This is a genomic window from Stutzerimonas balearica DSM 6083 (assembly GCF_000818015.1).
In the GTDB taxonomy this organism is placed as follows: domain Bacteria; phylum Pseudomonadota; class Gammaproteobacteria; order Pseudomonadales; family Pseudomonadaceae; genus Stutzerimonas; species Stutzerimonas balearica.
Genome location: NZ_CP007511.1, coordinates 584,629 through 605,005, shown reverse-complemented (window position 1 = coordinate 605,005; position 20,377 = coordinate 584,629). Strand labels below are relative to the sequence as shown.

At 63.0% G+C, this 20,377-nt stretch carries 23 protein-coding genes and 1 tRNA gene; 14 read left to right on the top strand and 10 right to left on the bottom strand.

What is annotated here, in order from left to right:
- Nucleotides 1–3: 3 nt before the first annotated feature.
- The gene (folK, locus tag CL52_RS02740) at nucleotides 4–558 is read right to left on the bottom strand and encodes a 2-amino-4-hydroxy-6-hydroxymethyldihydropteridine diphosphokinase (RefSeq protein ID WP_043218373.1); all 555 of its coding nucleotides are present in this window, start codon (nucleotides 556–558) and stop codon (nucleotides 4–6) included.
- Nucleotides 549–902 carry a dihydroneopterin aldolase gene (folB, locus tag CL52_RS02735; RefSeq protein ID WP_043218371.1) on the bottom strand — a complete coding sequence of 118 codons (354 nt, stop codon included), beginning with the start codon at nucleotides 900–902 and terminating at the stop codon, nucleotides 549–551. Before folB ends, folK begins: the two co-directional genes overlap by 10 nt.
- 74 nt (nucleotides 903–976) lie before the next feature.
- Between folB and plsY the strand changes: the two genes are divergently transcribed.
- The gene (gene plsY / locus CL52_RS02730; protein ID WP_043222896.1) at nucleotides 977–1,546 is read left to right on the top strand and encodes a glycerol-3-phosphate 1-O-acyltransferase PlsY; all 570 of its coding nucleotides are present in this window, start codon (nucleotides 977–979) and stop codon (nucleotides 1,544–1,546) included.
- Between the two features lie 9 nt (nucleotides 1,547–1,555).
- Here plsY and tsaD read toward each other — a convergent pair whose 3' ends face one another.
- Nucleotides 1,556–2,581 (bottom strand): tRNA (adenosine(37)-N6)-threonylcarbamoyltransferase complex transferase subunit TsaD, encoded by a 1,026-nt coding sequence (gene tsaD / locus CL52_RS02725; protein WP_043218369.1) that lies wholly within the window; start codon nucleotides 2,579–2,581, stop codon nucleotides 1,556–1,558.
- 199 nt (nucleotides 2,582–2,780) lie between these two features.
- Between tsaD and rpsU the strand changes: the two genes are divergently transcribed.
- The 4 genes from rpsU to CL52_RS02705 all read left to right on the top strand — a co-directional run bounded on the left by rpsU (nucleotide 2,781) and on the right by CL52_RS02705 (nucleotide 7,238).
- On the top strand, nucleotides 2,781–2,996 hold the full coding sequence (gene rpsU, locus CL52_RS02720) for a 30S ribosomal protein S21 (RefSeq protein WP_003290642.1): 216 nt from the start codon (nucleotides 2,781–2,783) through the stop codon (nucleotides 2,994–2,996).
- 139 nt (nucleotides 2,997–3,135) lie between these two features.
- Nucleotides 3,136–5,067 (top strand): DNA primase, encoded by a 1,932-nt coding sequence (dnaG, locus tag CL52_RS02715; RefSeq protein WP_043218367.1) that lies wholly within the window; start codon nucleotides 3,136–3,138, stop codon nucleotides 5,065–5,067.
- A gap of 67 nt (nucleotides 5,068–5,134) precedes the next feature.
- Entirely contained in the window at nucleotides 5,135–6,994 is a 1,860-nt protein-coding gene (gene rpoD, locus CL52_RS02710) for an RNA polymerase sigma factor RpoD (RefSeq protein ID WP_043218366.1), read from the top strand.
- Between the two features lie 167 nt (nucleotides 6,995–7,161).
- Nucleotides 7,162–7,238, top strand: a tRNA-Ile gene (locus tag CL52_RS02705).
- Between the two features lie 167 nt (nucleotides 7,239–7,405).
- Here CL52_RS02705 and CL52_RS02700 read toward each other — a convergent pair.
- From CL52_RS02700 to CL52_RS02680, 5 genes are all read right to left on the bottom strand, one after another.
- Nucleotides 7,406–8,347, bottom strand: a complete 942-nt coding sequence (locus CL52_RS02700; protein ID WP_043218365.1) for a hypothetical protein — start codon at nucleotides 8,345–8,347, stop codon at nucleotides 7,406–7,408.
- A gap of 13 nt (nucleotides 8,348–8,360) precedes the next feature.
- Nucleotides 8,361–8,606: a hypothetical protein gene (locus CL52_RS02695; RefSeq protein WP_043218363.1), complete on the bottom strand. Its 246-nt coding sequence runs from the start codon at nucleotides 8,604–8,606 to the stop codon at nucleotides 8,361–8,363.
- A 139-nt stretch (nucleotides 8,607–8,745) separates the two neighbouring features.
- Nucleotides 8,746–9,030 carry a hypothetical protein gene (locus tag CL52_RS02690; RefSeq protein WP_043218360.1) on the bottom strand — a complete coding sequence of 95 codons (285 nt, stop codon included), beginning with the start codon at nucleotides 9,028–9,030 and terminating at the stop codon, nucleotides 8,746–8,748.
- Between the two features lie 13 nt (nucleotides 9,031–9,043).
- A complete protein-coding gene (locus tag CL52_RS02685; RefSeq protein ID WP_052264511.1) occupies nucleotides 9,044–11,275 on the bottom strand; it encodes a DUF3987 domain-containing protein in 2,232 nt (743 codons plus the stop codon).
- Between the two features lie 18 nt (nucleotides 11,276–11,293).
- Entirely contained in the window at nucleotides 11,294–11,491 is a 198-nt protein-coding gene (locus tag CL52_RS02680; RefSeq protein WP_043218357.1) for a helix-turn-helix transcriptional regulator, read from the bottom strand.
- 1,275 nt (nucleotides 11,492–12,766) lie between these two features.
- On the opposite strand from CL52_RS02680, the gene CL52_RS20320 reads away from it, so the two are divergent.
- The 5 genes from CL52_RS20320 (at nucleotide 12,767) to CL52_RS02655 (ending at nucleotide 15,469) form a co-directional block, all read left to right on the top strand.
- Nucleotides 12,767–13,387, top strand: coding sequence for a hypothetical protein (locus CL52_RS20320; protein ID WP_052264510.1), 621 nt, complete (start codon nucleotides 12,767–12,769; stop codon nucleotides 13,385–13,387).
- Nucleotides 13,388–13,390: 3 nt separating this feature from the next.
- Entirely contained in the window at nucleotides 13,391–14,086 is a 696-nt protein-coding gene (locus CL52_RS02670) for a hypothetical protein (protein WP_043218354.1), read from the top strand.
- A gap of 112 nt (nucleotides 14,087–14,198) precedes the next feature.
- The gene (locus tag CL52_RS02665) at nucleotides 14,199–14,612 is read left to right on the top strand and encodes a hypothetical protein (protein WP_043218352.1); all 414 of its coding nucleotides are present in this window, start codon (nucleotides 14,199–14,201) and stop codon (nucleotides 14,610–14,612) included.
- A 4-nt stretch (nucleotides 14,613–14,616) separates the two neighbouring features.
- Entirely contained in the window at nucleotides 14,617–15,087 is a 471-nt protein-coding gene (locus CL52_RS02660) for a hypothetical protein (RefSeq protein WP_043218350.1), read from the top strand.
- Between the two features lie 91 nt (nucleotides 15,088–15,178).
- The gene (locus CL52_RS02655) at nucleotides 15,179–15,469 is read left to right on the top strand and encodes a hypothetical protein (RefSeq protein WP_043218347.1); all 291 of its coding nucleotides are present in this window, start codon (nucleotides 15,179–15,181) and stop codon (nucleotides 15,467–15,469) included.
- A 218-nt stretch (nucleotides 15,470–15,687) separates the two neighbouring features.
- Here CL52_RS02655 and CL52_RS02650 read toward each other — a convergent pair whose 3' ends face one another.
- Nucleotides 15,688–16,068 (bottom strand): hypothetical protein, encoded by a 381-nt coding sequence (locus tag CL52_RS02650; protein WP_043218343.1) that lies wholly within the window; start codon nucleotides 16,066–16,068, stop codon nucleotides 15,688–15,690.
- Nucleotides 16,069–16,125: 57 nt separating this feature from the next.
- Entirely contained in the window at nucleotides 16,126–17,442 is a 1,317-nt protein-coding gene (locus CL52_RS02645) for a tyrosine-type recombinase/integrase (RefSeq protein WP_082041968.1), read from the bottom strand.
- A 243-nt stretch (nucleotides 17,443–17,685) separates the two neighbouring features.
- On the opposite strand from CL52_RS02645, the gene CL52_RS02640 reads away from it, so the two are divergent.
- The 4 genes from CL52_RS02640 (at nucleotide 17,686) to CL52_RS02625 (ending at nucleotide 20,376) form a co-directional block, all read left to right on the top strand.
- Nucleotides 17,686–18,963: a bifunctional O-acetylhomoserine aminocarboxypropyltransferase/cysteine synthase gene (locus tag CL52_RS02640; RefSeq protein WP_043218338.1), complete on the top strand. Its 1,278-nt coding sequence runs from the start codon at nucleotides 17,686–17,688 to the stop codon at nucleotides 18,961–18,963.
- Between the two features lie 76 nt (nucleotides 18,964–19,039).
- Nucleotides 19,040–19,477 (top strand): thioredoxin TrxC, encoded by a 438-nt coding sequence (gene trxC / locus CL52_RS02635; protein ID WP_043218336.1) that lies wholly within the window; start codon nucleotides 19,040–19,042, stop codon nucleotides 19,475–19,477.
- Between the two features lie 94 nt (nucleotides 19,478–19,571).
- The gene (locus CL52_RS02630; RefSeq protein WP_234458620.1) at nucleotides 19,572–19,991 is read left to right on the top strand and encodes a hypothetical protein; all 420 of its coding nucleotides are present in this window, start codon (nucleotides 19,572–19,574) and stop codon (nucleotides 19,989–19,991) included.
- 91 nt (nucleotides 19,992–20,082) lie between these two features.
- Nucleotides 20,083–20,376: a hypothetical protein gene (locus CL52_RS02625; protein ID WP_043218328.1), complete on the top strand. Its 294-nt coding sequence runs from the start codon at nucleotides 20,083–20,085 to the stop codon at nucleotides 20,374–20,376.
- Nucleotide 20,377 lies beyond the last annotated feature (1 nt).

Sequence of the window (20,377 nt, the reverse complement as noted above, 5' to 3'; positions counted from 1 at the left end):
GTCTCAGCCGACGGCGGGGGGCTCGGGAAACGGTGAAGGTTGCAGCAGATACTCGGGGGTCAGCGCCATACCGTTCCAGCCGAAGGGCACCGGCCAGAGGCGCTGATCGATGGAGGCGCGGCGCCAGAGCTCGGCAAAGCTCAGCCCCGCTTCGGGGTGGATTCGCTCGGGCACCAGCAACGACAGCGGCCAGAGCACGAAGGCGTTGCGCAGCACTTCCGGCCTCGGCAGTCTCAGCCCATCGAACTCACCGACCAGATCGGCATAGAGCAACACGTCGATATCCAGCGGCAAACCCTTGCGATCCGGCGCATAGCGACCATTGTCCGCCTCGATGAACTTCAGTCTTCGATCCAGTTCGATCAGCGGCAGGTCCGTGCACCCGGCCACCACCAGATTGTAGAAATTGTCACCGCGGTAGCCTACCGCAAGGCTTTCGAAGACCGGCGAGCAATGCATGTCGCTCAGCAGTGCCGCCAGCGCGTCGAGTCCGGCATGCAGATGCCTTTCGCGCTCGCTGTTGCTGCCGAGGCCGAGCAGAACGGGAGTCAACGGCATCCGCGTTCGATCTCCACGCCCAACGCGCGTGCGCGCGCATTGGCTCCCGGCTTGGTCACGCGCAGGCGCAGCCAGGGAATGCCGAACTCGGTCATCAGCTGCGCCGCCAGTCGCTCGGCGAAGGTTTCCACCAATTCGAAACGCACGGCACCGGCGAAACGATCGATGGCCTGGCCGACCTTGGCATAGTCCAGCGCCTTGTCCAGCTCGTCCTTCTCCGCAGCGGGACGAATGTCCCAGCCCAGGGTCAGATCCAGACGCAGGCTCTGGCGGATGCCGCGCTCCCAGTCATAGGCACCGATCACGGTGTCCACTTCCAGGCCTTCGATAAACACTGTATCCAAACCGTCTCTCCCGCGGCACGACAAGCCGAGGCCGCACCGTTAGACTCAGGAGCTCCCTGCCCCGGATGATTTCCATGTTCTGGCTGCTGACACTGTTCGCTTACCTGCTCGGTTCGCTGTCATTCGCCATTGTGCTCAGCCAGCTATCGGGCATGCCAGACCCGCGGGCCGGTGGATCGGGTAACCCGGGCGCCACCAACATGCTGCGCCTGGCGGGACGCCGCCTGGCCATCGGCACCCTGCTCGGCGACCTGCTCAAAGGCTTGCTGCCCGTCACGCTCGCCGCCTGGCTTGGCTATGACGTTCAGCAGCAGGCCTGGATCGGTCTGGCAGCCGTGCTTGGCCATCTCTATCCAATTTACTTTCGTTTCCAGGGCGGCAAGGGCGTTGCCACTGCGGCCGGTGTACTGCTCGGCCTCTACGCCCCAGCCGCGGCGCTCGCGGCGGCCGCCTGGCTCACCGTGTTTCGCCTGACGCGCACCAGCTCCCTCGCCGCGCTGATTGCCTTGCCGCTTTGCCTGCCTCTGCTGGCCTGGCGACAACCTGGATCGCTGTTGCCGATGAGCGTGCTCGCACTGCTGATCGTCTGGCGACATCGCAGCAACCTGCAGGCTCTGCTGGCGGGACGGGAACGGCATTTCTGATGGCGCCGCTCAAATAGCCGGCAGCGCCTCCATCGGCCAGCGTGCCTGCACGCCGATCTGCGGCCCGTCGTGCTGCCCGGCCAGCAAGCGCTGGCAGCCTGCGTAGGCAATCATGGCGCCATTGTCCGTGCAGAACCGTGGCCGCGCATAAAAGACCTGCCCTTTCATCTCGGCCAGCATGGCTTGCAGCGCCTCGCGCAGCGCGCGGTTGGCACTGACCCCGCCGGCGATCACCAGCGACTTCAGGCCGGTCTGCTTCAACGCACGGCGGCACTTGATCGTGAGCGTTTCGACCACCGCCTGCTGGAATGCAAGGGCGATGTCGCAGCGCGTCTGCTCGCTGTCGTCACCGGCCGCCCGACGCTGTTGGAATGTATTGAGGGTAAAGGTCTTCAAGCCGCTGAAGCTGAAATCGAGCCCTGGCCGATCGGTCATCGGCCGCGGAAACACGAAACGCCCCGGCACGCCGTGCTCGGCCAGCCGGGCGATTTCCGGCCCGCCGGGATACGGCAGGCCCATCAGCTTGGCGGTCTTGTCGAAGGCCTCGCCGGCGGCATCATCCACCGACTCACCGAGCAGCTCGTAGCGACCGATGCCATCGACGCGCACCAGCTGGGTATGCCCGCCGGAAACCAGCAATGCGACGAACGGAAACGCCGGCGGCTGCTCCTCGAGCATCGGTGCCAGCAGATGCCCTTCCATATGATGCACACCAACCGCCGGTATGCCCCAGGCGAACGCCAACGCCTGCGCGCAGGAGGCCCCGACCAGCAGCGCGCCGACCAGTCCTGGGCCGGCGGTATAGGCGATCGCATCGATCTGCGCAGCATCACGCTCGGCATCGGCAAGCACCTGGCGAATCAGCGGCAGCATGCGCTTGACGTGATCGCGCGAGGCGAGCTCGGGCACCACGCCGCCATAGACGCGATGCAGGTCGATCTGGCTGAATAGCGCGTCGGCCAACAGGCCCTGCTCGCTGTCGTAGAGCGCGACGCCAGTCTCGTCGCAGGAAGTTTCCAGCCCCAGCACCAGCATGGGTTCGAACCGTCCGAGGGAAGCGAATGAAGCCGTGCATATTAATCGCCGGGGTCGGCCACCGGCCAGCGCTTTTCGATCAGGGGCTTTGCATTCCTCCAGCCGAGGCGTTAACATCCGCAACCCTTAAAACCAGCGTGCTTGCGAGTCATTTGCCGAAGCGCGTTGCCACCGGTAATCAAGTGAAGGTAAGTCCTGGATGCCCGCTGTCAAAGTTAAAGAGAATGAACCCTTCGACGTAGCACTGCGTCGCTTCAAGCGCTCCTGCGAAAAGGCCGGCGTTCTGGCCGAAGTCCGTTCCCGCGAGTTCTACGAGAAGCCGACTGCCGAGCGCAAGCGCAAGGCTGCTGCCGCAGTCAAGCGTCACGCCAAGAAAGTGCAGCGCGAGCAGCGCCGTAGCGTCCGCCTGTACTGATCCGGTACCGCTGACGTCGCCTAAAGCCCGGCCCTGGCCGGGCTTTGCGTTTGCATGCAGACTCCGCTTCGCCAATCGGCGAAAGGCCGGAGTTTTTTCGTTTCCGGCCCCATGCACTGCGAACTAACCTGATACCCCTATGGCCGGACTGATCCCGCAATCCTTCATCGATGACCTGCTCAACCGCTCCGATATCGTCGAAGTGGTGGGCTCGCGCATCCAGCTGAAGAAGGCCGGCAAAAACTACACCGCACGCTGCCCCTTCCATAACGAGAAGACCCCCTCCTTCAGCGTCAGCCCGGACAAGCAGTTCTATTACTGCTTCGGCTGTGGCGCCGGCGGCAATGCCCTCGGCTTCATCATGGACCACGATCATCTGGACTTCCCCCAGGCGGTCGAGGAGCTCGCCCGGCGCGCCGGACTCGAAGTTCCACGCGAGGACAGTGGACGCGGGCACAAACCGCGGCAGCCGGTCGACTCCCCCCTCTATCCGCTGCTCGCCGCCGCTGCCGACTTCTACCGCCAGGCGCTGAAGAGCCATCCGGCCCGCAAGGCCGCGGTCGACTACCTTAAGGGGCGCGGACTTTCCGGCATCATCGCCCGCGACTTCGGCCTGGGCTTCGCGCCGCCCGGCTGGGACAACCTACTGAAACACCTGGGCGGCGATGCGCTGCAGCAAAAGGCACTGATCGACGCCGGACTGCTGATCGAAAACGCCGAGTCCGGCAAGCGCTATGACCGTTTCCGTGACCGCGTGATGTTCCCGATCCGAGACAGCCGTGGCCGGGTGATCGCCTTCGGCGGCCGCGTGCTAGGCGATGACAAACCCAAGTACCTGAATTCGCCGGAAACCCCGATCTTTCACAAAGGCCAGGAACTCTATGGCCTGTACGAAGCCCGCCAGGCCAACCGCGATCTCGACGAAATCATCGTCGTCGAAGGCTATATGGACGTCATCGCCCTGGCCCAGCAAGGCTTGCGCAATGCCGTCGCGACGCTGGGTACGGCCACCAGCGAGGAGCACCTCAAGCGCCTGTTCCGACTGGTGCCGAGCGTACTGTTCTGCTTCGATGGCGATAGCGCCGGACGCAAGGCGGCGTGGCGCGCCCTCGAGGCGACCCTGCCGAACCTGCAGGATGGGCGGCGCGCGCGCTTTCTGTTTCTCCCCGAAGGCGAAGACCCTGACAGCCTGGTTCGCGCCGAAGGCACCGACGCCTTCCAGGCACGGATCAACCAGCAGGCCCAGCCGCTGGCAGACTATTTCTTCCAGCAACTGAGCGAGGAGGCCGACCCGCGCTCACTGGAAGGCAAGGCGCACCTGGCTACGCTGGCCGCACCGCTGATCGAAAAAGTCCCAGGGGCGAACCTGCGGGCCCTGATGCGCCAGCGCCTGGCCGAACTCACCGGGCTCAACGGCGAAGCGCTGCACCAGCTTGCAGCCACCCCCGCACCCGCCAGCACCCCGCCTGGCGACGACTACGGGTATTACGACGCAATATCCGTCGATTACGAGCCCCCCAGCTACGAGCCGGCCCCCCCACCCGCAGGCAAGGGCAACAAACGCCCCTGGAAGAACGATTGGAAGAAAAGCGGCCAGCGCCAGGATTTCAAGCCGCGAGCACCGCGCACGCCAGCAACCGTCGAGCCGCCAGCCCTGACCACGCTTCGCACCCTGCTACACCATCCGGAGCTCGCACAGAAGGTCGAAGATGCCAGTCATTTCGCCGCCGAAGACGACACTTATACCCAGCTACTCATCGCCTTGATCGGTACGCTGCAGAAAAATCCCCGCCTGCGCAGCCTGCAGCTGATCGCGCGCTGGCACGGAACCGACCAAGGGCGTCTTTTACGCGCATTGGCGGAGAAAGAATGGCTGATATCGGCCGACAACCTTGAACAACAGTTTTTCGACACCATCTCAAGCCTTGCCGCCAGACAACGCGAGCGCAGCCTCGAGCAGTTGCTGCGCAAGGCTCGCCAGGGTGCCCTGAGCGCAGAGGAAAAAGATCACCTGCGCGCACTGTTGAATCGCAACGCAGCACCTGCAGCACCGACCTCAACTGGCGCGTGAGGTCCTAGCTCGGCTATAATGCTCAGCTTGTTTTCAGCCCGCCAGAACCTTCAGTGGATAGGGTTATATGTCCGGAAAAGCGCAACAGCAGTCCCGCCTCAAAGAGTTGATCCAGCGTGGCCGTGAGCAGGGTTACCTGACTTACGCCGAGGTCAACGACCACCTGCCGGAGGATATTTCCGATCCGGAACAGGTGGAAGACATCATTCGCATGATCAACGACATGGGCATCAACGTATTCGAGACCGCTCCGGATGCCGATGCCCTGTTGTTGGCCGAAGCCGATACCGATGAAGCGGCCGCCGAAGAGGCTGCCGCAGCGCTCGCTGCGGTCGAGACCGACATCGGCCGCACCACCGACCCGGTGCGCATGTACATGCGCGAAATGGGTACCGTCGAGCTGCTGACCCGCGAAGGCGAAATCGAGATCGCCAAACGCATCGAGGAAGGCATCCGCGAGGTGATGAGCGCGATCGCTCACTTCCCCGGCACCGTGGACGGAATCCTGGCCGATTACGACCGCGTCGTCAGCGAGGGCGGCCGTCTATCCGACATCCTCAGTGGCTACATCGATCCTGATGACGACGGCGCCGCCGCCCCTCAGGAAGTCGAGCCGGTCGCGCCCCAGGTTGCCTCCAAGGCCGCCGCGGACGACAAGGACGACGACGAGGAGGACGAAGAGTCGAGCGACAGCGACGAGGAAGAAGGCGACGGCGGTCCGGACCCCGAAGTTGCCCGCATCCGCTTCGGCGCAGTGGCCGAACAGCTGGCCAAAGCCCAGAAGGCCCTGAAGAAGTTTGGCCGCGGCAGCCAGCAGGCCACCGATGAACTGGAGGCACTGGCCATCCTGTTCATGCCGATCAAGCTCGTGCCCAAGCAGTACGACGCACTGGTCGAGCGTGTGCGCGACGCGCTGGCGCGCATCCGCGCCCAGGAGCGCGCCATCATGCAGCTCTGCGTGCGGGATGCCCGCATGCCGCGCGCCGACTTCCTCCGCGAGTTCCCCAACAACGAGACCAACCTCGGCTGGGCCGAGGCCATCGCCAGCGGCAAGAGCAAGTACGCCGAAGCGATTGCCGCGCGCAAGGACGACATTCGCGCCTGCCAGCAGAAGCTGGTGGACCTGGAGCAGGAAACCGGCCTCAGCGTTGCCGACGTCAAGGACATCAACCGCCGCATGTCCATCGGTGAGGCCAAGGCCCGCCGAGCCAAGAAAGAGATGGTCGAGGCCAACCTGCGCCTGGTGATCTCGATCGCCAAGAAGTACACCAACCGTGGCCTGCAGTTCCTCGACCTGATCCAGGAAGGCAACATCGGCCTGATGAAGGCGGTGGACAAGTTCGAATACCGCCGCGGCTACAAGTTCTCGACCTACGCCACCTGGTGGATCCGCCAGGCCATCACCCGCTCGATCGCCGACCAGGCGCGCACTATCCGCATCCCGGTGCATATGATCGAGACGATCAACAAGCTCAACCGCATCTCCCGCCAGATGCTGCAGGAGATGGGCCGCGAGCCGACGCCGGAAGAGCTGGGCGAGCGCATGGAGATGCCCGAGGACAAGATCCGCAAGGTGCTGAAGATCGCCAAGGAACCGATCTCCATGGAGACGCCGATCGGCGACGACGAAGACTCGCATCTCGGCGACTTCATCGAGGACAGCACCATGCAGTCTCCGATCGACGTAGCCACCGTGGAAAGCCTCAAGGAAGCCACCCGCGAGGTGCTCGCCGGGCTGACCGCACGCGAAGCCAAGGTGCTGCGCATGCGCTTCAGCATCGACATGAATACCGACCACACCCTCGAGGAAGTCGGCAAGCAGTTCGATGTGACGCGCGAGCGGATTCGCCAGATCGAAGCCAAGGCGCTGCGCAAGCTGCGTCACCCGACGCGAAGCGAGCACTTGCGCTCGTTCCTCGACGAGTGACTGCCAAACCCCGGTTCGCCGGGGTTTTTTTATGCCCGCAATCGAGCTTGGTTGGCGCTGAACTATCACCCCGGTATAATCCGCCCTCCTTCTGAGGGCCTATAGCTCAGTTGGTTAGAGCAGAGGACTCATAATCAGGTTGCCAGTGTAGGAAGATACAAGTTTTCGGGCCTTTAGCTCAGTTGGTTAGAGCGCGCGACTCATAATCGCTCGGTCCCCGGTTCGAGCCCGGGAAGGCCCACCAAACCCTTGGTTTCCAAGGCTTTTTCTGGAAACCAGCCTTTACCCGACCGCCCCGCCATCCAGCCCCACCAAGGGGGCTAGGATTGGCGGTGGTGCAATCGGGGCCAGCTCTCCCCAAAAGTCGGTGGTGCAGATGGAGGTGCAAACACCCTCCCAGCCCAGCCGGGGTTACACCCCAGCCACCCCCAGCCCAGCGCGGGCCAGCCGGACGCCTTCGCTTGCAAGGTCGCTGGCAAGCCGGAACAACTCGGCGGTGATGACCGGGCGTAGCGGGTCCAGCCCTACCGCGACGATAGCCGCCACTTGCAACGACTGCCGCGCCCATTCTCCCTCCATCCCGACCGGCCCATGCTCGCTGTAGGTGTCCATGTCCAAGCTCAGGAACAGGCGATACCAAGCAGCGGCGTCTTCGGTGACTTCGACCAGAACCTTTTGTCCGGCTTGGGCCAGGTCCGCCAGCTCGGCCAGACGGCCCAGCAGGGAGGCGGACGGCCCCCCATGTGGTTGTCGGTTCTTCTCGCCCCTTGGGCCATGGTGCCGGATCATCAGGCACTGGCCGTAGAACGGGCTGCCCTCGTACCAATGCGGCAGCAGGTAATCAAAGTCATCCGGCGTCGATTCGGCCAGCAGGAACAGGGAGCCGTCTAGCAGCCGGTCGAAGGTCGCAGGCTTGACGATGCCGCGCACCCTATCCACATCCTCGGGTTCCGGCTCCATCCCGGCGAGCGCCAGATGGTTGAAGTGCTGGATGGTCAGCAGCCGCTGGGCAATGGCCGAGGTGTCCGGGCGCTGCCGTAGCAGCCCGCCCAGCAGTTGCTCAACCCCTTCGATGATTCCGCCCTTGCCGTGCGCCGGGTCGGCTACCAGCATGACGCTTTGCCCGATGGGCTGGGTCGTCGGGAAGTCCTCCGGCTCAAGGTGCGGCAGGACGCGGCGCACGGCTGATTCTGGGTAAAGGCCGATATGCGGCAACTCCCAGCCAGCGCCGACGATGGCCCCCAGCAGGGCAATGGCCCCGCCCATTGCCATCCGGGGAGTGGCGACAGGGGCCTGTTCGTTGAGGTGCTGGGCAATCTCTCCGGCCAGCCCGGGAAAGTGAATCGCGTTCATGGTTGCTTCTCCTTTACCAGCTATGGCCGACGCAATAGGCCTTGGTATCTAGTTTGAATTTCTCCCGCACTTGCTGCGGCGGTAGCTGTTGCAGCGCCCCGGCTTCGAGCAACGCCTTCAAGGTTTCATCCAGAAGGCGGCGCTCATCCTTGAACGGCTGCACCCGCTTCAATTTCGCGTACAGGTACGAATGCGGGATGACGCTGCCCGTTTGGAATGCCTTGGGCGTCTTGTAGGTCTCGCGCTTCTCGGGAGGCATGGCGAGGAAGTCAGCTACCGCTGTACGAATTGCTGCTTCGGCCTTGGCACCATCGCCGCCGCCGACCTCGCCTTTATCGAAGCGGGACTGGACGGCATGAACGCTGCGCCGGACAAACTCGACCGCCCAGCGGGCATGTTCAAATGATTCCGCCCTTGCCGTGCGCCGGGTCGGCTACCAGCATGACGCTTTGCCCGATGGGCTGGGTCGTCGGGAAGTCCTCCGGCTCAAGGTGCGGCAGGACGCGGCGCACGGCTGATTCTGGGTAAAGGCCGATATGCGGCAACTCCCAGCCAGCGCCGACGATGGCCCCCAGCAGGGCAATGGCCCCGCCCATTGCCATCCGGGGAGTGGCGACAGGGGCCTGTTCGTTGAGGTGCTGGGCAATCTCTCCGGCCAGCCCGGGAAAGTGAATCGCGTTCATGGTTGCTTCTCCTTTACCAGCTATGGCCGACGCAATAGGCCTTGGTATCTAGTTTGAATTTCTCCCGCACTTGCTGCGGCGGTAGCTGTTGCAGCGCCCCGGCTTCGAGCAACGCCTTCAAGGTTTCATCCAGAAGGCGGCGCTCATCCTTGAACGGCTGCACCCGCTTCAATTTCGCGTACAGGTACGAATGCGGGATGACGCTGCCCGTTTGGAATGCCTTGGGCGTCTTGTAGGTCTCGCGCTTCTCGGGAGGCATGGCGAGGAAGTCAGCTACCGCTGTACGAATTGCTGCTTCGGCCTTGGCACCATCGCCGCCGCCGACCTCGCCTTTATCGAAGCGGGACTGGACGGCATGAACGCTGCGCCGGACAAACTCGACCGCCCAGCGGGCATGTTCAACGGTGACCAGCGGCTGGTAGGGGTTGCAGCCCACACCGATGACAGAGGCGACCTTCAAGGCGTTGAGGTGCGCCCGGTTCCATAGCTGGACCTCGGCAGCGTTCCCGCCGTTGATGTGGTCATCGCATTCCCTGTCAAAAGCATCCAGCAGGGCTTCCGCGTCAGCGGCGAGATGGACCTTTGCAAAGCTGCCGTTCTGCTCGCCATGCACAGCGACCGTAACCAGATCAGCAAACCGCCTAACCAGCGCCGCGTCCGGTTTGCCGCCTGCATAGCGATTGCGCGGCGGGCGACCTCCGGTGTATTCGATCACCAGCAGGCGAGGCACCAAGCCGTCTTGGACCAAGGCGCTATCGAGGCAGCCGAAGAAGACCTCCGGGGTCGATTCCCCGATGATGGTCAGGCTGGGGGCACGAACTACGGCGGTGTTCTTCTCCTTGTCGCTGTATGCCTGCACCCCGACGAAGCCATCCGGCCCACTGCGCGAATACAGCGCCAGCAGTTCGCTATGCAGGGCTTGTTCTGCACCGGATGCCTTGGGCGTCGTGATGCGCTTGAGCGTATGGCCGAACTCGTCCAGCACCGAGTAGAAACAGGGCCGTTCTTCGAAGTGCTTGACCAACGCTTGCCCAGATGCAAACGAAGTCGGGCCGATGAAGCGGCTGACGGTCGGAATGCTGGGGCTGATCTCTGACAGCAGGCGATTGATGCCCTGCTTGCCCCCTTCCTTCCCGATGCCGGTCTTCGCCAGCAGGATCAAGTAGAGGTTCAAGCCAGTAGGCAGGCCGCTTGTGTAGTAGGTGCGACCAGCGACCCCGGCAACCAGCCCCAGCGCAGCAGCAAGAGCGACCTCCGGCACTGGGCGGATAGCCGAACTGTAGATGTACTGGGCCAGCTCGCCGACCAAGCCCGGAGGGGGCGGTAACTCGCCGGTAACGGGGCCTTCCAGCCGAGGGGCGAGGCTATGGGAGGGAGCCGGGATGGGTGCTTGTGGCGCGGTTGCCACTTGGGCGGCCAGTTCCTCCATTGCCTCCAGATCGACCGGCACCGGCTCATTCGCCCTGATCTTGCGAAGCGCCAGATCAATCCGGTAATCGGTGCCCCGGTGCTTGTCGCGCTTGCCGAGGGCAGACATTCGGAACAGGCGCTTTACCTGCTCGTTGCTGGGCGAGTAGAAGGCTAGGATCGCCAGCAACGCATGATCCGCTTCGGAGGCGCTCTCATAGCCCAGCGCCGCCCATTCTCCAGCACATAGCAGGTTGAACTTGTCCCCGTTGATGGCGCGCATCGCCATTTCCACAAGGCCGGCGTCGTCTTGCAGTTCCTCGCGCTCCTCCAGATCAACTTGCGGAGCGGGCTTCATCTCGCCATACAGCACGTCCAGCAGGTCTTGCCGGGCTGCAATCTCCAGCGGGCGCATTACATCGCCGGTGCAGATCATGTAGCGGGCGCTGGAATAGACCTCGACGCCATCCCGATGGACGCCAGCAGGCATCTTGCCGCGCACGACGATATGAACGCCGCGCCCGGATTGCGATCGCTCGGTGTAGCTGTCGAACTTCTCGATGATCTTGGCAAAGCGGGCCTTCTGCTCGTCGGTCGCCGGGCGCTCGGCTTTGTCGTCCAGGTCGATGATGGTGTAAGGGTCGGATTCAGCCAGCACGAAGCCGACGCGCAAGCCGTACTGGTCGGCATAGGCGCAGGCAACATCGAAGGCCGCCCATGTGGTCGAATCAGTGACAGAGGCTGCGCCCCCGGTCTTCGGGTCTAGCGGCTTCTTATCGGCGGCCGCGACTACCCATTGCGGAAGCTGTTGCAGCTCCAGCGGAATGTTGTTTCTCATTTGAGCCGTCCCCGCTGGTTACTGTTGTGCGGAGCGGGCTGCGCGTTTATCCGCCAGCCATTGTTCGACGACCTCACGAGGCCAGCCGACGCAACGAGGACCGTACTTGATAGGCTTCGGAAAGATGCCCGTCCGCTGCCAGCGGTAAAGCGACTCTTGGGAAATGTTGAGCAGGGTAGCTACTTCGGGGTAGCGGAGGATCGCGCTCTCGGTCATGGTTTGTTCTCCGTCCAAGTAATTGAAGCCATTACTTGCGCTACGGAGAGCACCGCTCTCTAAGGTACGGGCCTTGGCGAAGGCCTCGGATGCAGGCACAGCCTGCGCGCGATGGGGTCATTATAAAAGTGACCCTTTATGAACTTCAAGTGAACAAGAGATGCTATTCGCTTTTATATCAATCACTTAGAGTAGTATCCGGGTCTCCATATAAGGGCGCCCGTATCCGGTCCAGTCATGGCCACAGGTGGGCCGGAGTCGCCGCCAAAGCGCCGGGGACCCCGCCATTACCCCGGATGTGCCCAGCCAAAAACCCAATGCCACCAAGGCGTTACCGCTGGTCTGGGGTACGGGGTACAAGGGGTACAGAAATACAGAGAGAGATACCCAGATTAGATGAATCTTCATAACCCCTTACCCTAAGTACCCCATGTACCCCTGTACCCCATATATTTAGTAACCCCTTATATTTATTGAAGAAATCAACTTTTTGATTAGGGGTCCATCTGGGGTAAAACGCGCATTCTTCTGTGCCCCCGCAAGTTCCAAACGATGACGCGACCGTTAGAACGGCATCTTTACCGGGAGCATGTCATTGGAGGCCAACCAGCAGCCGACGAGGGAGGCCCGCGACGGCGGCACCAACGCCGACCTTTTGCCTTGGCCCAGCGGGGCGCTTGAGTCGATTACTGATGCTTGATGCCAGCCGTCCAGCACCGGCACCCAGCGCGGCAGGCGCGACCCGGACGGCCCCATGTGGTCATGCAGGAAAACAGGCGAGCGGATACATAGTCACCGGGTCCAGCAGGCGACCCGCGACTAGAAACAACGACTTAGACGAACGCCCCGGCTGGCGGGGGTGCCTTACGGGGTAGGCTGGCACCAGAAAACCCCCTCGCCACGGCCTTTTTGCCCCGGCCCCTCCCTACCCCATGCCCCAGCCCGCGAAATGGCCCCCACGCGCGGTTACGGCCTGTTACCGGCAGGGATGGGGGCCTTGGCCGGGGCTATGGGTAGGACTGGCTGGAAGGGATCGAAAAAGCTAGTGCCGACCGCCCAAGGCCCACCGAGAATGGAACTGTCCCCCTGCCCCGGAGCCGTCCGTAAGCAAGAGTGACCAGAGCATCGTTCAAAGCCCGATGCACTGCCCCGAGGCCCCCTAGATTCGTCTGGCGGGGCCTCTTTTTTTGCCTCAACGGCATCACCTTTCCAAGTGCCCCACCATTTTTACGGCGGGACCATAGCGGCAGCCCTGAGTTTTATTGGTTGCCGCGAATGAAAACACCACCATGGAAGCTGACGCCGGAGGCCCTGGCCCAGCAACAGGCCGAAGCCGCTGTCGCAGCAGACGCCCCCACCGAACACGCCAACGGCATCGCCAAGGACGCCAAGACAGGCCGCTTCATCAGAGGCGGCGCGGGCCGTCCGAAAGGCTCCCGCAACAAAGTCACCCTTGCCATCGAAAACATGATGGAAGGCGAAGCCGAGGCCATCACCCGTCATTGCATCGACCTCGCCAAGCGCGGCGACCCCACCGCCATGCGTATCGTCATGGATCGCATCGCGCCCGTTCGCAAGGGCCGCCCGATTCCCAAGCTGGAGAAGCGCGACGGCGAAACGAGCATCGAAGCCCTGCTTCGGGCCGTCCTCGAAGGGGAGATTGCCCCCGAGGAGGGCAAGGAGGTTGTCGGCCTCATCGAAAGCGCCGCCCGTGTGGCTGCCACCCAGATTCTGGCCGACATGCGCCAGCGCCAGATGGAAGCCTTCCAGAAGGCAGCCGACTCCGGCGGGGTTCCCGGCGGCGTCATGTTGGTTCCCATGCTGGGCGGACTGGACGACTGGGAGAGCGCCGTTCTCAAGCAGCAGCAGCACCTCAAGCTCACCGTTAAGGAGTAACCCATGAACATCGAATCGCAGTACCTCGTCAAAGACCCCGCCGCTACCGGCTTCCTCGACAACGCCCAGCTCGACACCGGGCTCGCTGCCATGCTGGGCGATCCCAAGGGCATCGACGCCCATGTCGCGCCGGACGTGCAGAGCGCCCATATCACCCTCAAAGATGCGGCCAAGAAGATTGCGGCGCTGGTCGGCGACCCGACCCGGACGGAGGTTCAGAAACACGCCGCCGCGAAGCAGCTTGCGGAGAAGGTGACGAACCATCTGGAGAAGTCCAAGGCCGCGCTGGAGGCGCACGCCGAGAAGCTGAAAGCGTCCGCGCTGGCGCAGGCTGATTTGCATCTCGGCCCCAGCTCGGACCGCAGCGCCCTGCATAGCGAGATTCGTAGCTGGGTGCGCGAGCAGGCCAAGACGCCGGAAGGGTTGCTGCAAGTGAAGCAGGCGATGGCGGACAACGACGACGTTGCAGCCATCCTCTGGCACTCGCCCTCGTTCCTCGTCGGGCTGGCTCCCAGCGTCCATGAAGGGCTGCGCCTCGAAGCCCTGCAATCCCGCAAGCCCGAGCTATACGCGAACCTGAGCAATAGCGTCGGCCTCGCCAAGCTGGCGGGCAAGTATGAAGCCGCCATCCGCAAGGTAGCGCCCAGCTTCTACACGCCCAGCCTCGCGGAACAGGCCAGCAAGCGCGTCGAGATTTGACGGGCTGGACACCCCCTCCGGCACCACCTCGCCGGAGGGGCGAACGCCAAGCCTTTGAGTAACCAAGGCGACCCGTCGCGGAACCGCCTGATTAAAGATTAGGAGACCCAAAATGACCGCAGCCCAACAGGCCCTTTCCGCGCTGGCCGACTGGATTAAAGCCAGCAGCCAGAACTACCAGACCCGCCTTGCCACCGTTGAGCGCGGCCCGTTCGCCGTCCTCGTCCCGCTGGCCCTCGACCAAGCGCCCGCGCCGACCTTCGACCCCGAAGCCCTGCCCCTGTGGATACCCGAGGCACAGGCCCCCGCCGATCTCCCGGCTATCGACACTAGCGCCCCGGCTAGCCAAGACCGCAAGGCGCAGCGCCTCGGGCATGTCGTCTGGATGGTGCAGGAGGGACGCTTTCCGGGCATCCAGCTCATTGACCTGACCGACCCCAGCGAAACGCTACAGGCGGCGCTTGACCGGCAAGCCCCCGGCCTCGACCTCGACCAGACCGCCGCCGTCTTCCTGCCCCGCTGGTGATTGCATGGCCCGCATCATCGCCAAGGAAGGGCCAGACTTGCCGCCGCTGTCGCCAGACCTGCGGCATACGCCCGCCGAGGCCATCCACAATCTGTTCGGCGCGGTCTTCATGCAGGCGCTACAGGAACAGGATCGGGAATGGGTGGAGTCGCCCGACTATCTGCTGATTGCCGACTTCGCCGGGATCGACCTGGACCTAGCGGAGCGAGTGCGCTGCATGTTCCTTGCTGGGGAGATCAGGCCCGGAGCCTTCGCGGGTCTTGCTCCCGCCATGCCACCCGAACACATCCGTTCTGCGGTGCGGCCTTCGACCACTATCCGCCCCGTCGAGATGGTCCGGGCCATCGCCGCGACCATGCCCGATGCCAAGCCCAGCGAGGTAATCCGCGCCTGCATTGCCGCTGGGGTCAATCCGGCGACCGCCGCCACCCAAGTCCGCAGGTATCGAAAGGCGCTTGCTGAGTCGAACAATTGATCGTCGTTCGGAGTGCCACCCCTGCGGCTCAGCTTGATTATTCACCTCATGGGCAGGGGAACAGGCCCCGCCGCCTAACAGGAGAATCATCATGGCAACTCGCAACCGCCGCGCCCCCAAGAACGACCAGCCCGAAGAAATCCAAGAAGCAGCCCCGGAAGTGCAGGCCGAGGAAGTCCAGCAGGAAGAAGCCCCCGCCCCTGTGGTTAAGGCCCGCAATGCCTCCACCGTCGAAAGTCCCGTCAAGCGCGTCTGGGCCATCGCCGACTCGATGCCCGAGGCCAAGCGGAAGGATGTCATCGCCGCCTGCGTTGCAGAGGGCATCGCCTTCTTCACGGCGCGGACGCAGTACCAGAAATGGAAGCAAAATCAGGCGACCTGATTTCACATTAGATTATCTCAAGCGAAAAGGCCCGGTCCCTCAGGGACTTGGGCCTTTGCTGTTTTCTGGGCGGTGCGATTGGAGGTAACCCCGGCCTTGTTACCTGCGATTTAAGGGGGGTTCGGGCCGGGGCTATAGGGTAGCGAGGGGAAGGCCCCGTTCGCGGGGTATAGCGCGGTTACGGGGGCCAGGGGCGGGGTGCTGGCCCCGCATGGGCTTTACTGACCAGCCGCCATAGCAAGGGCTTCTTGCTCTTCGATTTCTTCCTCTGCAGTAGGGGCTGGAGCTGCCGGGCGATTAGCAATCAGAGCCGTCACATCGCTCCACTCTTCCATGCGGAAGACATGAACCCGATTCACATAAGCGCAGAAACTCGGGGCGTGCTGGCGCAACGATCCCTGCAATTTCATGATTGCAGTGATTGGGTCATGTTCGCCTTCGGTATGGTAAAGCGACCCCTGCGGGTGCGCGGTAAATCCACAAGCATCTAGTGCCTGAGGAATTTCGGTTTGATAAACGCGCGTAATGTCAGCCTGACTGAAGCCAGCAGCCTTCATCCCTTTGGTATTCAAGTCAAAAGCAATCGCGTACTGGGCCATGGCGTCCCTCCTAGCTCGATTTGTGAATCACAAACTTCCATCATAACTTTGAATATGTTAAGTAGCCAGTTCTTCGGTCAGGCTGGCCACATGCTCGGCCCATGCCTCGATGGCCTGCCGCGCCTCGGCGTCATACATGTGCTGGTTATAGACTGATGCCGTCACGTCAGCGGCTGGCGGGGTGTGCGCCAAGATGCGCTTGATGACCTCGGCCCGGACGCCCAGCTTTGCCAGCCCAGAAGCGCAGGTGCGCCGTAAGTCATGCAGCCGCCAGTCGGCGACCGGCTCCCCTAGTTCCTCGCTCATGTACTGGTCCAGCGTCTGCTTGGCCTTGCCCCAGCCGTTGATGGCTACCTTGCCGTTGGTCGTGAAGACAAAGGCGCACTTGTCGAAGCGCGGACGGCCCTCGATGATGGCTTGCGCCTTCTTCGACAGCGGGGCGCGGTAGTCGCGGCCTGCCTTCATGCGTGAGGCCGGGAGGCTGGCCCATTCCCCGTTCACCTCATCCCAGCGCAACAGCCCCGCCTCGTCGCGGCGCATACCGGACAGCAGCAGGAGACGGGTGCAGTCGCCGAAGGCCCCGCCCATGCGCTCGGTTGCCTTCCAGAGCGCCTTAACCTCGTCGTCGGTCAGGATGCGGGTCCGGGCTTGTGGCTTGTACCGCTGCGCAATCCCGACGACCGGATTGACCTCGACTATCTCCCGCTCCAGCAGCCAGTTGAACATCTTGGAGAGGTACGCCCGCAGATGGTTGGACTGGCCCGGCGTCTTGGCGGCCACCTTCTCCAGCAGATCAACAATGTCGCGGCGGCGAATGTCCTTGACCGGGCGATCCTTGAACTCGGGGATAGCCAGCCGGACAAAGGCGCTTTCGATTTGCTCCCAAGACTTCAGCTTCGGCTTGCAGTACTTCTTGACGAAATCCTTGGCGCAAGCCTCGAAGCCGCTATACAGCCGTTCCCGTTCCTCGGCCTTCTTGTCTTCTACCGGGTCTTCGCCTCGCTGGACGGCTGCGCGGGCTTCTCGGGCGCGCTCCCTCGCCAGCTTCAATGTCACGCCCGGATAAACGCCCAGCGACAGGCGGCGCGGCATACCCTTGACCCGGTAAGTGAAGCTCCATGACTTGGTGCCGGATGGCAGCAGCCGGAGGACCAGCCCCGGCACTTCACCGTCATAAACGTCTTTGCGTGTTGCAGGCGTCGGCATCTTCTCGATAGCCGTCGCGGTAAGTTTTATGCTCCCCATAATCGTCCCCTCATGGTGGTTGGGTGGGTGGTGCGACTGGGGGCGATCTTTAATAAACCCCCATGAAGGGAAATTTTCAGGACGATTGGGGTAAAAGGCACCGTAAAACAAGGGGTTGGACATCACCATTGAAGGTTTATGAAGTCCTTTGAAATCCTATGGCTCCGGTCTCATAATCCTTTGGTCCACGGTTCGAGTCCGTGTGGGCCCACCAACTCCAAGGCCGCGCAATGCGCGGCTTTTTCTTGCGCATTCGCCGGCAATTTCCGCGCGCGTCAGGTGCGCCGTGCTTCGTTGCGCTGGGTCATTGACCCAGGCAAGGCTTCGCCGCATCCTCCGGAACTTTCCGGCCAACAACAAGGACATGCCGCAATGAAACTGGAGACCCTGGCGATTCATGCGGGCTACAGCCCGGACCCGACAACCAAGGCCGTGGCTGTGCCGATCTACCAGACCACATCCTATGCGTTCGACGATACCCAGCATGGCGCCGACCTCTTCGATCTGAAGGTGCCTGGCAACATCTATACGCGCATCATGAATCCCACCACCGACGTGCTCGAACAGCGTGTCGCCGCCCTGGAAGGCGGTATCGCCGCGCTGGCGGTGGCTTCGGGCATGGCGGCGATCACCTATGCGATCCAGACCATCGCTGAAGCCGGCGATAACATCGTTTCGGTGGCCAAGCTCTATGGCGGCACCTATAACCTTTTCGCCCACACCCTGCCGCGTCAGGGCATCGAGGTGCGCTTCGCTGCCCACGACGACATCGCCGCGCTGGAAGCGCTGATCGACGCCAAGACCAAGGCGGTCTTCTGCGAGTCCATCGGCAACCCGGCCGGCAATATCATCGATCTCAAGGCGCTGGCCGACGCCGCGCACCGTCACGGCGTCCCACTGATCGTCGACAACACGGTGGCGACGCCCATCCTCTGCCGACCGTTCGAACACGGCGCCGACATCGTCGTCCATTCGCTGACCAAGTACATGGGCGGCCACGGCACCAGCATTGGCGGCATCGTCGTCGACTCCGGCAAATTCCCTTGGGCGCAGCACAAGGAGCGCTTCGCGCTGCTCAACACGCCGGACGTGTCCTATCACGGTGTGACCTATACCGAAGCCTTCGGTCCGGCCGCTTTCATCGGCCGCTGCCGCGTGGTACCGCTACGCAACATGGGCGCAGCGATCTCGCCGTTCAACTCGTTCCTGATCCTGCAGGGCCTGGAGACCCTCGCCCTGCGCATGGAGCGCCACTGCGAGAATGCACGCAAGGTGGCCGAGTTCCTTCAGGCCCACCCCCAGGTCGCCTGGGTGAAGTACGCCGGCCTCAGCGATCATCCCGAGCATGCGCTGGCGCAGCGCTACATGGGCGGCAAGCCGGCGTCGATCCTCTGCTTTGGCATCGCCGGCGGCCTGGAGGCCGGCGCGCGCTTCATCGACGCCCTCAAGTTGATCGTTCGCCTGGTCAATATCGGCGACGCCAAGTCGCTGGCCTGCCACCCGGCGAGCACCACCCATCGTCAGCTCAATGCTCAGGAGCTTGCCCGCGCGGGCGTGTCCCAGGACCTGATCCGCCTTTCCATCGGCATCGAACACATCGATGACATCCTTGCGGACCTGGCACAGGCACTGGACGCCGCCAAGGGCTGACCTCCTCTAGCCCACCCGGCTTGATATTCGCAGGCGAGGCTCCACATTAATCGGCATACCGCCATGGAGCCTCGCCATGACCGACTCACTGATCGTCCCCTGTGCGCATTGCGCCAGTCTCAACCGTATCCCCGCTGCTCGGCTCAGCGACGCGCCACATTGCGGACGCTGCAAAGCTGATCTGCTCTCTGCGCAACCCTTCGAATTGCAGGCGGGCCAGTTCGCCAACCAGATCAAGGGCGACCTGCCGTTGCTGGTGGACGTCTGGGCCAGTTGGTGCGGGCCTTGCCGCAGCTTCGCTCCGGTATTCGCCCAGGCCGCGTCCCAACTTCAAGGCCGCTGCCGGCTGGCGAAGCTGGACAGCGAAGCCAACCGACAACTGTCGACTCAGCTGGGCATCCGCTCCATTCCAAGCCTGATTCTGTTCCGGGACGGTCGCGAGGTAGCCCGGCAAAGCGGTGCCATGCCGCTGCCCCAACTGCTCAGCTGGTTGAAGCAGCAAGGCGTTGGATAGCACCGATCGATGTCATTTAGCCATCACAACATGCTAGGCTGCGCCCGCGCCGAAGAGCGCTTGGATCTGTCAGCGAGAAGGAGCTGTTGTGAAGCTGTCCCATCTGTTTGTCATCGGAGCGATCGTGGCTTCGACCGGTTGCGCGAGCGGCCTTAATTCCTACCAGAAATCCGAACTGCGCCATTTCGAGGCTGCCGGGCTTGCCGTCGAGGAAAAGAACCCGGCCGTGGGGACCGCGCTCGGCCTGCTGCCCGGTGGCGGCTCCTTCTATGGCCGCGAGTATGGCCTGGGCGTCGTCAATCTGCTGTTCTGGCCGCTCTCGATTCTGTGGGATCCGGTCAGCGGCCACAGCGCTGCCGAGACCATCAACTATCACGCGACCAAACAGCACGTGAGTACGCTGGAAAATCGCGAGCTCGATGCACTCGAGGATCGGTTGACGCGCAACGAGATCGACATGACGCAGTACAGCATCCAGAAGCGCCGGGTCGAAACGAAGTATCGCTACAACTAGGCCCTCTCCCGCAGCCGGGCTCTTCGGCTGCGGAACAACCCTCTCGGGACGCCTGTCCACTGAACACGTCGCAGCTACCAGGAGCCCGCACATGTTCGGCAAGAGCACGCACAAATTCGAAGTGAACTACATCTACCAGAACGATCCGCGCGCCGAGATCATCGAGTCCGACGAGCAGAGCCTGTCCAGCGCACATGCGGCTGAACACCTGATCCGCCTGCACAATGCCGATGCCGAGAACCGCCTGGTGATGCCCGATGCCGACGCGGGGGAGCAGGAGCTGTTGCGGCAGGCTGAAGTGCTCGGTATCACCGACATCCGAGTGACAAAGGTTGTTCATGAGCATGAGCCCGGAACCACACCGGGCCACTATCAGCAGCCCTGAG

What these genes read in the sequence shown, in the direction of transcription:
- dnaG (WP_043218367.1), top strand. Translation starts at nt 3,136, where the DNA reads ATGGCCGGACTGATCCCGCAATCCTTCATCGATGACCTGCTCAACCGC.
- trxC (WP_043218336.1), top strand. Translation starts at nt 19,040, where the DNA reads ATGACCGACTCACTGATCGTCCCCTGTGCGCATTGCGCCAGTCTCAAC.
- CL52_RS02700 (WP_043218365.1), bottom strand. Translation starts at nt 8,347, where the DNA reads ATGAACGCGATTCACTTTCCCGGGCTGGCCGGAGAGATTGCCCAGCAC.
- CL52_RS02690 (WP_043218360.1), bottom strand. Translation starts at nt 9,030, where the DNA reads ATGAACGCGATTCACTTTCCCGGGCTGGCCGGAGAGATTGCCCAGCAC.
- CL52_RS02685 (WP_052264511.1), bottom strand. Translation starts at nt 11,275, where the DNA reads ATGAGAAACAACATTCCGCTGGAGCTGCAACAGCTTCCGCAATGGGTA.
- rpoD (WP_043218366.1), top strand. Translation starts at nt 5,135, where the DNA reads ATGTCCGGAAAAGCGCAACAGCAGTCCCGCCTCAAAGAGTTGATCCAG.
- CL52_RS02655 (WP_043218347.1), top strand. Translation starts at nt 15,179, where the DNA reads ATGGCAACTCGCAACCGCCGCGCCCCCAAGAACGACCAGCCCGAAGAA.
- CL52_RS20320 (WP_052264510.1), top strand. Translation starts at nt 12,767, where the DNA reads ATGAAAACACCACCATGGAAGCTGACGCCGGAGGCCCTGGCCCAGCAA.
- CL52_RS02665 (WP_043218352.1), top strand. Translation starts at nt 14,199, where the DNA reads ATGACCGCAGCCCAACAGGCCCTTTCCGCGCTGGCCGACTGGATTAAA.
- folK (WP_043218373.1), bottom strand. Translation starts at nt 558, where the DNA reads ATGCCGTTGACTCCCGTTCTGCTCGGCCTCGGCAGCAACAGCGAGCGC.
- CL52_RS02680 (WP_043218357.1), bottom strand. Translation starts at nt 11,491, where the DNA reads ATGACCGAGAGCGCGATCCTCCGCTACCCCGAAGTAGCTACCCTGCTC.
- CL52_RS02625 (WP_043218328.1), top strand. Translation starts at nt 20,083, where the DNA reads ATGTTCGGCAAGAGCACGCACAAATTCGAAGTGAACTACATCTACCAG.
- CL52_RS02640 (WP_043218338.1), top strand. Translation starts at nt 17,686, where the DNA reads ATGAAACTGGAGACCCTGGCGATTCATGCGGGCTACAGCCCGGACCCG.
- CL52_RS02660 (WP_043218350.1), top strand. Translation starts at nt 14,617, where the DNA reads ATGGCCCGCATCATCGCCAAGGAAGGGCCAGACTTGCCGCCGCTGTCG.
- plsY (WP_043222896.1), top strand. Translation starts at nt 977, where the DNA reads ATGTTCTGGCTGCTGACACTGTTCGCTTACCTGCTCGGTTCGCTGTCA.
- CL52_RS02695 (WP_043218363.1), bottom strand. Translation starts at nt 8,606, where the DNA reads ATGCCTCCCGAGAAGCGCGAGACCTACAAGACGCCCAAGGCATTCCAA.
- CL52_RS02645 (WP_082041968.1), bottom strand. Translation starts at nt 17,442, where the DNA reads ATGGTGATGTCCAACCCCTTGTTTTACGGTGCCTTTTACCCCAATCGT.
- tsaD (WP_043218369.1), bottom strand. Translation starts at nt 2,581, where the DNA reads ATGCTGGTGCTGGGGCTGGAAACTTCCTGCGACGAGACTGGCGTCGCG.
- rpsU (WP_003290642.1), top strand. Translation starts at nt 2,781, where the DNA reads ATGCCCGCTGTCAAAGTTAAAGAGAATGAACCCTTCGACGTAGCACTG.
- CL52_RS02650 (WP_043218343.1), bottom strand. Translation starts at nt 16,068, where the DNA reads ATGGCCCAGTACGCGATTGCTTTTGACTTGAATACCAAAGGGATGAAG.
- CL52_RS02670 (WP_043218354.1), top strand. Translation starts at nt 13,391, where the DNA reads ATGAACATCGAATCGCAGTACCTCGTCAAAGACCCCGCCGCTACCGGC.